Raw genomic sequence first — 11,951 nt, forward strand, 5'->3', positions numbered from 1 at the left:
CGTTAAAGTTTAAGGTTGAGGGTCTTCTCGGAGGTTGCGATGAGCCATCCAGCCAGCCCAGCGCTTGCACCGGCAGAAACCTCTGCCCCCATTCATGTGGTGGGCGGGGGGTTGGCGGGGACAGAGGCCGCCTGGCAAATCGCCCAGTTGGGGTTGCCTGTCCTCCTTTCGGAGATGCGCCCCGTGCGCCAGAGCCCGGCCCACCACACCGATCAGTTGGGGGAGCTGGTGTGCAGCAACTCCTTTGGGGCTGCGGCCAGCGATCGGGCGGCAGGGCTGCTCAAGGAAGAGCTGCGACAACTGGGATCCCTGGTGATGGCGACGGCGGATCGCCATGCCGTGCCGGCAGGAGGGGCATTGGCGGTGGATCGGGCCCGCTTCAGCCAGGCTCTCACGGCAGCCATTCAAAACCATCCCCGCATCACTCTGCGCCGGGAGGAGGTGACGGAGATCCCGGAGGGCATTGCCGTCCTCTGTACCGGCCCTCTGACCAGCGATCCCCTGGCTAAGGCGCTGCAAGCCTTTACGGGCCTGGAATACCTGAGCTTTTTCGATGCTTCTAGCCCCATTGTCGCCGGGGATTCCTTGAACCGGGCGGTGGTGTTTCAGGCTTCCCGCTACGACAAAGGGGAGGCAGCCTATCTCAACTGCCCTATGACGGAGGCGGAGTACGAACGGTTTTGGCAGGCGCTGGTGACGGCGGAGCAGGCGCCCCTCAAGGATTTTGAGCGGGAGGAGCGCAAGTTTTTCGAGGGCTGCCTGCCGATTGAAGAAATGGCGCGCCGGGGCAAAGAGACTCTCTGTTTTGGCCCTTTGAAGCCGGTGGGCTTGGTGGATCCGCGCACGGGATCCCGTCCTCACGCGGTGGTGCAGTTGCGACAAGAGGACAAAGCAGGGCAATTGTGGAACCTGGTGGGTTTTCAAACCAACTTGAAATGGGGAGAACAGCAGCGGGTTTTTCGGCTCATCCCCGGCCTGGAACAAGCGGAGTTCGTCCGCTTTGGGGTGATGCACCGCAATACGTTTTTGAATTCGCCCCAGCTTTTGTGGCCAACCTTGCAATTTCGTCGCCGACCGACGCTGTTTGCCGCCGGCCAGTTGGTGGGCACCGAAGGCTATGCCTGTGCTGTGGCGGGAGGGTGGCTGGCCGGACAGAACGCTGCCCGCCTGGCCTTGGGGCTGCCCTTGATCACGCTGCCCCCTGAGACGATGATGGGATCCCTGTTTCAATTCATCAGCAGCGCCGATCCCAGGCATTTTCAGCCGATGCCGGCCAATTTTGGCCTGCTGCCAGAGCTGGAGGGGCGGAAGCTCCGCAACAAGCAGGAGCGCTATGGCCGCTACCGGGATCGGGCTTTGGCTGCTCTGACGGCAACCGGGCTGGTGCGCCAAGCGCAAAGTGCTTGAGGGAGCTGCGGGCAGTTCCAACGGTTGCATGAAGTCAAAGCCGAGATTGAGGGTTAAGTTGAAATTGCACAGATAAGCCCTGCAGAGGCCGATTGCGTTGGCGGGACGGAGTCCTTTGTGGAAAACACGCTGTGAATATTCTGGTTATCAATGCCGGTTCCAGCAGCCTCAAATCCTCTCTGTTCCTGACGGTTGAGGGCAAGGTGGAGGCCGCCCCCATCTGGCAAGCCCAGGTGGATTTCACCTACAAGCCGGGGGAGGCCCTCATCCAAACTCGCCGGCGAGGCGGTGGGTGGGAGCCTTTTCCCTCCGCTTCACCCGAAGGGGGGATCGGCCAATTGGCCCCGCTGTTTCAAAGCCTCTGGCAAGGGGAGGGATCCCTGCTGGCAGAGGCAGGTGAGATCGACGGCGTTGGCCATCGGGTGGTGCATGGGGGATCCCTGTACCGGCAGCCCACTTTGATTACGCCGGAGGTGGAACGGACGATCGAGCAATTGATCCCCTTGGCGCCGGCCCACAACCCTGCCGCGCTGGCCGGCATTCGTCTGCTGGGTCAACTGCTGCCGGGGATCCCACAGGTGGCCGTCTTCGACACGGCCTTTCACCAACAAATGCCTCCGGCAGCGGCTCTCTACCCCCTCCCCTATGCCTGGGCTGAACAAGGGATCCGCCGCTACGGGTTTCATGGCATTAACCACGAGCATTGCGCCCGCCGCGCTGCCGAGATCTTGGGCCGACCTCTGGCAGAGTTGCGGCTGATCACCTGTCACCTGGGCAACGGCTGTTCGTTGGCCGCCATTCGCGGAGGCAGAAGCGTGGATACCACCATGGGCTATACCCCTCTGGAGGGCTTGATGATGGGATCCCGGTCGGGGTCGGTGGATCCGGGCATTCTCATCCATCAGTTGCGCCAGGGCATGAGCGTGGATGAACTGGATCGGATCTTGAACCGAGAATCAGGGCTGAAGGGCGTTTCCGGCCTGAGCAGCGATATGCGGGTCATCTTGGAGGCAATGGAAGCCGGCCATGCCCGCGCCGAGCTGGCTTTTGATCTGTTTGTTCACCGGCTGCGCAGCCAAATTGGGGCCATGCTCATGAGCCTGGATCGCTTGGACGCGCTGGTGTTCTCTGGAGGAATTGGGGAAAACTCAGCGCCGGTGCGGGCGGCAGCCTGTGCAGATCTGAATTTTTTGGGGATCCAAATCGACCCGGTTTTAAATGCCGGATCGCCCCGCAACTGCGATATCAGCACTTCCGATGCTCCGGTGCGGGTTCTGGTGATCTCAGCCCAAGAGGACTGGGCCATGGCCACAGCCTGCCAGAGACTCTTGCAAGGAGAATAGGCAAAGGATTCTAAGGTCTCTTTCGGCCCGATTTTCTCCTTTTCGATGACCGGCTCGGTCGAGATAACCCCTGGGCTAGGAGTCGAACCTTTTCCGGCCAATTCCACTGCCCCCATCTTTACAGCTCCCCTCTCCCCCTGGGAGAGGGGCCGGGGGTGAGGGTCATCCCCCTGGGAGAGGGGCCGGGGGTGAGGGATGCCCTAAACTCAAAACCAAACTCATTTGAGGTCATGGGAAACGATGCAGCCTGCGCAACACACACACAGACGGATCCCCTTGCTGGTGCTCCTGAGCGCCGTTTTGGCAGGATGCGGGGGGACAACCGACAGCAGCAATCCCCTACCCTTGCCGCCGCCGATACCGGCCCCCTCCCTCACCATCACCGATCTCTCCCCGCGCACCGTCTCGGTGGGGCAAACTCCAACTTTTGTGGTGTCCTTCCGGGTGGAAGCTCCGGCTGGGATCCGGGGTTCCAACGCCTTTTTGGCTTCCGTCACCACTCCCCTAGGCAATTTCGTTACTTTAGGGGCTTTCGACGCTGCTCAATTGCCCGGCTGCTTCGTGGGGGCCACCACCTGCACCGTGACAGGGCTGACCCTAACCCAAAATCGCTTTACCCTCACTCAAACGGGATCCCATCAGCTCACCATCAGTGTGTTCGATCGGCAGGAGCGGCTGGGCAGCGGCAGTTTCACATTTAGTGGAGTGCTTTGAAAAAGGTACGGTGTGGAGTCGATAAGATCAGACCTCTGTGCTTGCAGACTTGGGCCTACTGCCAAACGCAGTCAACCAACAGCTTGTAGATCCCAATCTCCCCTGATGGGAGAAGGGCTGGACACGCTCACCTGCGGCAGCGCGGAGCGTCTGGACGCTGTCTTCAGCAGGAATGTGATTCGGAGAGCTCAACTCCGGTGATCTCAATCAGCACGAACCTCTGTTCAGGGGGATAGGTTTCAGTTGACTCAAAGAATAACAATTTTGACAAAAAAGACATCTTCTGTTTTTCCGGAGCTGACCTTTCGATAAGCTGAAGTCGATCACGAGGAACGGAGGCCTTGGGTTATGGAGCATGAAATTGTGTATCAACTAACTTTGGAATGGGCCGAAGCCGACCGGCGCCGATCTCAAACGGTTTCGCCCGTCCTCGCCAAGCTGGTCACCATCGGGCGGGATCCCGGCTGCGATGTGGTGCTCAACGACCCAACTCGCTCGGTCTCAGGAATGCATGCCGGGCTTTATCTCGATCCCAAAACTCTAAAGTTTTACATTCGCAACTTGACGCGGGATCGTTTGCCGCCTAAGCAGCCCAACCCCATTTGGGTGAATGGCCGAAAAATCATTCAGGAAGAGCTTGCGCTTGAGGCCAATAGCCAAATCCAATTGGGGCGTATTGTGCTGGGCGTGAAGTCTATAGAGGCTGCCAGGAAAGATCAAGGGGTGTCCCTGAGCCGTGGCACTTTGGACACCCTTAAGGTTAAGTGCAGCCGCCTGGAAAACCCTCACTACCTGCCCCCGGAATATCAGGGCCAAAATTGCCCCTATTGCGGACATTTGGTTTTGAGTGCTTCGCTGGTGATCCCTCCTCCAGAGGCTGAAAAGGCTTCGCAATCTCCTACCTAGAGAACCAAACCGTTCCATTTTTCTCCTGGATCCCAGCAGTTGCAAAAGGGATCCCAAGCCAAGTCCAAGGTGACTCGTGAGGTTACGTTGTTCTGTGTTGTTCTCGATTGAGTCATTTTTACCTTTACAGAGGTGAACAAAAGCTATGCAAATTCAACTGAGCTGGGAAGATCCCATCACCGAAGAACAGCAGGAGCCAATTTTTCCATTGCCTCTCGCCTTGGGCAGAGAGCTGGCCCAATTGCCACAGGAATGGCAGGGGCAAGAAGTGGCCAGAGCGGTATTTGCCAGCCAGGAGATCTCCCGTTACCACGCCCTTATCTATCTCGGTGAGGGTGGCCAGGTCATCTACGAGGATCGCAGTGCCAACGGCAGCCGCATCAATGGGGAAAAAATCCGACAAGCACGCCGGGTGCTGCAGGGCGGGGAAGTGGTGGAGCTCGGCCCCTACAGCATCACCGTCAGTTTGCTGAGGGATCCCAACGCCACCCTGTTGATCGGCACCCCTACCCTTTTGCTGGAGCCCCGCACCGACCTCATTCGCCCGGCCACCCAACCCGACACCGCATTTGAGGTTCCCCCGGCTTCCACGGTGGTTTTCGCCCCGGAGCAACTCCCCGAGGTGCGGGCCAGCTCAGACTTTCCGCCACCGGACTTGTTTCGAGCCGAGCAAATTGCCCTGAGCGCTCTCAAAGCCACCGGCCTACCCGTGGAGGAGACCCTCTATTTGGCGTTGGGCGGCGGTATGGGCAGCTTTGTCTGGGTGGATACCCTGCGCATCTATGGGGTCAGATCCGAACACATCCGCGTCATCAGCATTGCCCGCAAACCCTACGAACGGTATGAACGGCTGTTGACCAACTGCCAGATCCCCCGTTGGAAGCGAATTCGCTCCGGCTCCGATTCTTGCCCGGACAACATTTGGGGCTGGCCCGGCTATGCCTTGCGAGATGCTTGGCGCTCTTTTTTCTCTGGCCGATTGTTGGAAGCATTTGGCTTTTTGTGGCAGGTGTTTAGTGAACCTTTGCTGGCAGATACTTACACGCCGCGGGCGGGGGATGTATTCGCCTCGATGGATCGGGAAGCGGCTCGCATTGGCTGGGATCAAATGCTTTGTTACGGCCATATTCGCGCCATTCGCAAAACGGAGGATGGGCGATATGTGGTGGCCTATTCGGCAACGCGCCCCGGCCACCCAGATCACCGCTTTATGGTGGCCAAGTACCTGCATTTGGCGACTGGGTATCCGGCTATCAAATTGCTCAACGACCTGCAAGAGTTTCGGGAACAAACAGGAGATTTGAAATCTGTAGTACATGGATACGAGCCCCATGATCACGTTTATGAGCAATTGGAAAAACAGGGCGGCACGGTCTTGATCCGCGGATTTGGGATCGTCGCTTCCCAGGTGATGGAGCGCCTCTACCAAGCCCGCAAAGTCAACCCCCGCATCTCGGTGGTGCATCTGAGCCGTGCGCCCAAAGGCGGCAATCGCTTCGGACGGGCCAAACGGGCGGTGGAAAACCATTGGGAGTTTCAGCCTTTCAACTGGCCCAAAGGCACTTGGGGCGGGGTTCTGCGCGCCAAATTGGAAGCAGCAACTCCCCTGGAACGGCGCGAACTGCTGGAAGCCTGGGGCGGCACCACAACGGCAAGCCGGCGCAAGTGGCGGCGGATCGTGCGGCAAGGGCTACAGGAGGGCTGGTACTCGATTGTCTTTGGCAAGGTGGAATCGGTGGTTCTCGGCGACAAGGGCAAGCCGGTGACCTACATTCGAGGTACCCACAACAACACCCAATTGAAGGTGGAAGCCGATTTCGTTATCGATTGCACGGGCTTGGTTTCGGATCCCATGACCCATCCTCTCCTCAACGACCTGATTACCCGCTACAATCTGCCCCTCAATCCCCACGGACGCCTACATGTTTCCAACGATTTTGAGCTGGTGGAGATGCGCAACCGGGATGGGCGGATGTATGCTGCCGGGATCATCACCTTGGGTGGGCCCTATGCGCCGGTGGATACGTTTTTGGGCTTGCAGTACTGCGCCCATCGCTCGGTGGAGCACCTGGCTCGGCTGCGGGCGCCAGGTGTTAAAGGTCTGGAAGGGATCCGATCCCTGTGGCAGTGGTGCAAGTGGGCCTTGAACCTCAGCCCTTAGCCTTTGAACTGAAGCCAAACGAACTAGCGATTTTGGCCAACAAAACTGGAGGAAACAATGACACCAACTCTCATTGGCCGTTGGCAAACCCGCATTTTTTTGTTAGCTACGGTAGGTGTTTTAGCGACTTTACCCTTTTATTTTGGTCTCACTGGACATGGCGGCAGCCTCATCTATTTTTGGGTGCTGTTCTACGTAGGTCTGTTTGGCTGTGTTTGGGATGTCGTGTACAACTATTTGATGGGGTGGATGTGGGATCACGATTGGCCTGGGATCCTGCAGCTTTTGGCCGGCATTTGGGAAGGGCTTTTCTTGGGCACAGTCCTGAGGCTGGTGGGCCTTCCCCGTATCCCAAGCCAACGGTTTGACCTGGGGGATTTTATTCTCCACTACAGCGTGGTCTGGGTTTGCCTTTACCTCAGCGCTTGGGTGGTGATGCGGATTTTGTTTCCCCGCTGGCGCTTTCGCGGTGGAGAGTGGCTGGGGCCATGGCCTCGCTCCGGCAACTAGAGCTGGAGGGATCCATTGCCGTTAGAATCGGGCTGGAAGAGCTCCCCGGATAAGCCTGGGTTTTGAACAGGTCTGTACAGGCTGAGGGGAGTTGAGAGTTGTTGCTAACCCAGAGTTTTGCCCCATGCAAGCCTGTACCCTGATGGCTCGCGCCAAGATCAACCTCTACCTGGAAATCCTCGGATCCCGTCCGGATGGGTATTCGGAGGTGGCGATGGTGCTGCAGAGCATTCAGTTGGCAGATCGTGTCCAGTTGCAGTGCTGCCCCCACGGGATCCACCTCACCTGCGATCGCCCAGAAGTGCCGGCAGATGCCCGCAACCTGGCCTACCAAGCGGCTGAGCTGCTGCAAAAAGAGTGTCAGGCCACTATGGGAGTGGAGATTCGCCTCGAAAAGCAGATTCCGGTGGCAGCAGGCTTGGCAGGCGGCTCGGCTGATGCGGCGGCAGTTTTGGTGGGGTTGAACCAACTGTGGGGCTTGGGCCTGACGGTGGGAGAGTTGCAGAGCTTGGCAGCCCGCCTGGGATCCGACATTCCCTTCTGTGTACAAGGGGGAACGCAACTGGCCACCGGACGCGGGGAAGTTTTGGAGCCGCTGGCCGATTGGGAAGGGATCCCGGTGCTCTTGGCCAAACCCAAGCACCTGGGGGTTTCTACCGCCTGGGCTTATCAGGCCTTTCGTTCTCGTCAGGAGAGCTTGGGGCCTGCACTGCCCACCTTGCCGCAGGTGTTGGCGGCTCTCAGCCGTCAGGATCTGCCGGCGTTGGCCAGGAGTTTGCGCAATGACCTGGAACAGGTGGTTTTGCCGGAGTATGCGATTGTGGGCGAATTGCGCCAATCGCTGCTGGCGGCAGGGGCACTGGGAGCTCTGATGTCGGGGTCGGGGCCAACGGTCTTCGGGATCATGCCCAGCCTAGAGCTGGCCGCCCAAGCCCGCGACAGCCTGCGTCGCCAGTTTCAGGATGTGGAGTTTTGGGTTACGCAGTTTGCCCCCACCGGAATTGTGCTGGAGCCGGATCCCTGCAGCCTCAGCCCCAGCTAGGGTGGATGGAGACGAAGGCCCAAAACGGAGCTCTGCAGGTACAATCCTCCTCGGCGGCGCCGTCGAGAGGGATCCCTAGATGAAGCCTTTGGCAATGGCAAGAAGCTGGCTGCTGGGCCTGGGCCTTGTCTTGGTGGGGTGGGAGCTGCCGGCCTGGGCCGGCTGCGGCTTCCCTCGCGGGGCAGGGAAGACGTTTCTCTCGCTCCAGCCCGAGGTGTACCAACCCCGCACCCGCTTTGACCAGGGGGGACGCCTACAGCAGGCCCTTTCCGAGTATGGCGAGACCCGCCTCAACCTGTTTGGCGAAACCGGCCTCAGCGATCGCCTCACCCTCAACCTCAACACCAGCTACGTTTTCCTGGAAAATCGCTTTGCCAGCGGGGCTGACACCGTTACCCAGCGCAACCAGGGCCTGCGGGATCTGGAGCTGGGCCTGCGCCACACCTGGGGAGAGGGGGATCCCTTTTTCTCGGCCCAGTTGACGGCCCTGATCCCGCCGGGATATGCCACCCAGAACACCCCCCTGCCCTTGGGCTATGGGGTTTTCGGCTACGACCTCAGCGCCGGCCTGGCCGCCTCAGGCAAGCTGGGATCCCTGCCCGCCTTTTTCGACTCCTGTCTGACCTTTCGGGACTACCTGGGCTACCCCGGCGACCGTCTCAAGGCCAACTTGACCTTTGGGACGGATCTCAGCCCTGAGGTGCAGGCCATTGTGGCTTTGGATGGCGACTTCACCCTTGGCAACGGCGCCCCGCTCCTCTTTGGGGATGTGGCGGTGCAGGATCCCGACTACAACAACCTCAAGCTTTCCGGCCAGCTCAACTGGCGCCTAGAGGGGGGGCTGACCCTGGGGCTAGGGGGGTTTCAGTTTTTGACAGGCCGCAACACCAATGCCGGCGGTGGCTTCACCGGCTATGTGTGGCTAAGTTACTAAAACTCAACAAAATGTTGCGGGATATCCACCTCGGCAACAGGGATCGGCAGAGGCAGATCTAGGATGAGACTTGGCAAACCTTGGCCTGGAGAACGGATCCCATGCCTCGCTTTGAAAACATCGTTGCCGCCATCGACGGCAGCGGCCCCACCGAGCAAATGGTGCACACGCTGCTATCTTTGCCGGCCTTTGCCCAGTGCCATGTAACCCTGCTGCATGCGGTGCCTTCCCAGACCTCTGCTGAGGACATGCGCGCTGCCTGGCAAAAGGGACAGGAGCTGTTGGCCCAGACGCTGCAGACTTTTCCCCCGCGGCCTGGGTTGAAGATCAGCACTCAACTGGTGGAAGGGGATCCCAAGGTGGTGGTGTTGCAGGTGGCCGAGTCCCTGCCCAATCCCCTGATCGTGATGGGATCCCGCGGGCGCAACCGCATCATGGCCATTTTGCAGAACTCGGTCAGCCAATACGTCTTCCAGCTCGCCTCCTGCCCCATGCTGCTGGTCAAAGACGACGCCTACGTCAAGTACCCCAGCCATGTCATGGTGGCCCTCAACAACTCTCCTGCCGCCCAGGTCGCCTTTGCCACGGCCCTGGATCTGGTTGCCGGCATCTCAGGGGCCCAGATTTTTCTGGCCTCGGTACAACTGGATGCCGATGCCCAAGGCCGGGACGAGGTTATAGACAAAGCCATTGCCACCCTCAAAAGCCGCCAAATCGGCCACCAGGTGTTTACGGCGGTCGGGGATCCCGGCACCGAGATCGTCCGCTTGGCGGAAGAGAGCAAGGCCGACCTGCTGGTGATGGGATCCCCAGATCGCCGGCCCAGCATTGCCCGCAGCATCCCCGACTTGGATCGGCTGCTGGGGCGCTCCATCTCCGACTATGTGCGGGTCCACATCGGCTGCCCCGTGCTGATGGTGCGCTCGGCCCAAGAGAAAGATTGACCGACTGCTAGATCTTTGTTCAGCTTTCGACGAGAAAAATATGGGCTGGCATCGTCCAGGGATCCAGCTTGATGTAGTTCGTGGATCCCTGCCAGGAATACTGCTGGCCATCCAAAAGGTCGATCACCTTGAAAGTTTGCCAGTGTTCCAAACCCAAAGCCCCCAGGTTGAGGGTGACCCAGCCGGATTGAATGTGAAACGGATCCAAATTGACCGCCACCAAGATGCGGTTGCTGCCATCAAAGGTGCGCTTGGAATAGCAGATCAGGGCCTCGTTGTCGGTGGGGTGAAACACAAGGCTCCAGTCGCTTTGCAAAGCCGGGTTTTGCCGTCGGATCCGGTTCACCTGCGCGATCAGAGGCCGCAAGTTATCCGGTGCGTCCAGATCCCAGTGACGGATTTGGTATTTTTCCGAGTCCAGATACTCTTCGCTGCCGGGGCGGAGGGGACGGTTTTCGCAGAGTTCAAAAGCGGGGCCGTAGATGCCGTAGCTGGCCCCCAGCGTGGCCGCCAGGATGAGGCGCAGCATAAAAGCCGGGCGTCCCCCCTTTTGCAAGAACTCGTTCAGAATGTCCGGCGTGTTGGGCCAGAGGTTGGGGCGATAGTACTCCCGCATCGGGGTTTGGGTGAGCTCGGTGAAGTACTCCGTCAGGCCCCACTTGTCGTTGCGCCAGGTGAAATAGGTGTAAGACTGGGTGAAGCCCAGCTTGGCCAAAGATTTCATCAGTTTGGGGCGGGTGAAGGCTTCAGACAAAAAGATTGTCTGCGGGTGCTTGGCCTTGATCTGGCCGATGCACCACTCCCAAAAGCCAAAAGCCTTGGTGTGGGGATTATCAACCCGAAAGATGGTGACTCCCTGGTCGATCCAGTATTCGATAACGCTTTTTAACTCCTCCCAGAGGGCCTGCCAGTTTTCCGTCTCAAAGTCGAGGGGGTAGATGTCTTGATATTTCTTGGGCGGGTTCTCCGCATATTGAATGGTGCCGTCGGGCCGCTTTTTAAACCATTCCGGGTGCTCTTTCACATAGGGGTGATCCGGCGAGCACTGGAAGGCGATGTCCAGGGCGATATCGATGTTGAGTTTTTTGGCCTCCGCCACCAAGCGATGAAAATCCTCCAGGGATCCCAGTTGGGGATGGATGGCCTTGTGCCCGCCTTCTGGCCCGCCAATGGCCCAGGGAGAGCCCACATCCTCCGGCTCTGCCGTCATAGAGTTGTTTTTGCCCTTGCGGAAGGTGCGCCCGATGGGGTGGATGGGGGGCAGGTAGAGCACATCGAAGCCCATCTCGGCAAGCAGCGGCAGGCGGGCGATCACATCCTGGAAGGTGCCGTGGGTGTGCTCGTCAGGGCCGCAGGAGCGGGGAAACAGCTCGTACCAGGTGCTGAAGCGGGCCTTCTCCGGATCCACCCAAACCCGTCGCTCCGGGTAGGCGGTGACGAAGCGGCGCTCGCCGTAGAGCTGCATCAGGGATCCCAGGGTTGGGGAAAGGGCGATCTCGATAGCCGGATCCCCGCCTTGGCGGAGCATTTGGGCGTAGTTGCGCAGCTTTGCCGCCAGATCCCCGCTTTGAGCCTGGGCGGCCCGCTCCACTAGCTCCGCCCCGATCAACAGCTCCACCGCCACATCCTGCTCGGCAGCCACCCGCTTGTGCAGATCCTGCTGCCAGGTTTGGAAAGGATCCACCCAGGCCAAGATGCGGTAAAAGGCTTGGCCAATTTGTGTGACCTGAAATTGGGCCCGCCAGCGGTCGTTGCCGATGGGCTCCATGAAGAGCTCCTCCCAGTCTGTTGCCCCGGCCTGGCGAAAACTGAGCACCGCCGAGAGTTGGTCGTGGCCATCGGCGAAGATGTCCGCCTCCACCACCACGTACTCTCCCACCGTTCGCTTGATGGCGTAGCGCCCACCGTCGATTTCCGGCGTCACCGCCTCGATGATGGCTCGTTGTCGACCTTCCGCTGGCCACATAGGGTTAACCTCGCCCCTTTTCAA

At 59.5% G+C, this 11,951-nt stretch carries 10 protein-coding genes; 9 read left to right on the plus strand and 1 reads right to left on the minus strand.

The window, feature by feature from the left end; all coding sequences use genetic code 11:
* Window positions 1-39: 39 nt before the first annotated feature.
* From trmFO to NW853_RS13370, 9 genes are all read left to right on the plus strand, one after another.
* Entirely contained in the window at window positions 40-1,407 is a 1,368-nt protein-coding gene (gene trmFO, locus NW853_RS13330; protein WP_414335374.1) for an FADH(2)-oxidizing methylenetetrahydrofolate--tRNA-(uracil(54)-C(5))-methyltransferase TrmFO, read from the plus strand.
* A 131-nt stretch (window positions 1,408-1,538) separates the two neighbouring features.
* On the plus strand, window positions 1,539-2,750 hold the full coding sequence (locus tag NW853_RS13335; RefSeq protein ID WP_414335372.1) for an acetate kinase: 1,212 nt from the start codon (window positions 1,539-1,541) through the stop codon (window positions 2,748-2,750).
* Window positions 2,751-2,990: 240 nt separating this feature from the next.
* Window positions 2,991-3,464 carry a hypothetical protein gene (locus tag NW853_RS13340; RefSeq protein WP_414335370.1) on the plus strand — a complete coding sequence of 158 codons (474 nt, stop codon included), beginning with the start codon at window positions 2,991-2,993 and terminating at the stop codon, window positions 3,462-3,464.
* A 363-nt stretch (window positions 3,465-3,827) separates the two neighbouring features.
* On the plus strand, window positions 3,828-4,370 hold the full coding sequence (locus tag NW853_RS13345) for an FHA domain-containing protein (RefSeq protein WP_414349267.1): 543 nt from the start codon (window positions 3,828-3,830) through the stop codon (window positions 4,368-4,370).
* Window positions 4,371-4,515: 145 nt separating this feature from the next.
* On the plus strand, window positions 4,516-6,531 hold the full coding sequence (locus NW853_RS13350) for an FHA domain-containing protein (RefSeq protein ID WP_414349268.1): 2,016 nt from the start codon (window positions 4,516-4,518) through the stop codon (window positions 6,529-6,531).
* A gap of 57 nt (window positions 6,532-6,588) precedes the next feature.
* Entirely contained in the window at window positions 6,589-7,041 is a 453-nt protein-coding gene (locus tag NW853_RS13355) for a hypothetical protein (RefSeq protein ID WP_414335364.1), read from the plus strand.
* A gap of 124 nt (window positions 7,042-7,165) precedes the next feature.
* Entirely contained in the window at window positions 7,166-8,083 is a 918-nt protein-coding gene (gene ispE / locus NW853_RS13360) for a 4-(cytidine 5'-diphospho)-2-C-methyl-D-erythritol kinase (protein ID WP_414349272.1), read from the plus strand.
* Between the two features lie 79 nt (window positions 8,084-8,162).
* Window positions 8,163-9,017: a hypothetical protein gene (locus NW853_RS13365; protein ID WP_414349269.1), complete on the plus strand. Its 855-nt coding sequence runs from the start codon at window positions 8,163-8,165 to the stop codon at window positions 9,015-9,017.
* Between the two features lie 101 nt (window positions 9,018-9,118).
* Complete coding sequence (locus NW853_RS13370; protein WP_414335360.1) at window positions 9,119-9,961, plus strand: universal stress protein; 843 nt, start codon at window positions 9,119-9,121, stop codon at window positions 9,959-9,961.
* A gap of 19 nt (window positions 9,962-9,980) precedes the next feature.
* Here NW853_RS13370 and NW853_RS13375 read toward each other — a convergent pair.
* On the minus strand, window positions 9,981-11,951 hold a 1,971-nt coding region (locus tag NW853_RS13375), incomplete at its 5' end, for an alpha-1,4-glucan--maltose-1-phosphate maltosyltransferase (RefSeq protein WP_414349270.1).

This window comes from Synechococcus sp. H55.11 (genome assembly GCF_047462475.1).
Taxonomy (GTDB): Bacteria; Cyanobacteriota; Cyanobacteriia; order Thermostichales; family Thermostichaceae; genus Thermostichus.

Bases quoted from the DNA above. Each gene is read 5' to 3' on its own strand.
- trmFO (WP_414335374.1), top strand. From the start codon at position 40: ATGAGCCATCCAGCCAGCCCAGCGCTTGCACCGGCAGAAACCTCTGCC.
- NW853_RS13355 (WP_414335364.1), top strand. From the start codon at position 6,589: ATGACACCAACTCTCATTGGCCGTTGGCAAACCCGCATTTTTTTGTTA.
- NW853_RS13350 (WP_414349268.1), top strand. From the start codon at position 4,516: ATGCAAATTCAACTGAGCTGGGAAGATCCCATCACCGAAGAACAGCAG.
- NW853_RS13340 (WP_414335370.1), top strand. From the start codon at position 2,991: ATGCAGCCTGCGCAACACACACACAGACGGATCCCCTTGCTGGTGCTC.
- NW853_RS13370 (WP_414335360.1), top strand. From the start codon at position 9,119: ATGCCTCGCTTTGAAAACATCGTTGCCGCCATCGACGGCAGCGGCCCC.
- NW853_RS13365 (WP_414349269.1), top strand. From the start codon at position 8,163: ATGAAGCCTTTGGCAATGGCAAGAAGCTGGCTGCTGGGCCTGGGCCTT.
- ispE (WP_414349272.1), top strand. From the start codon at position 7,166: ATGCAAGCCTGTACCCTGATGGCTCGCGCCAAGATCAACCTCTACCTG.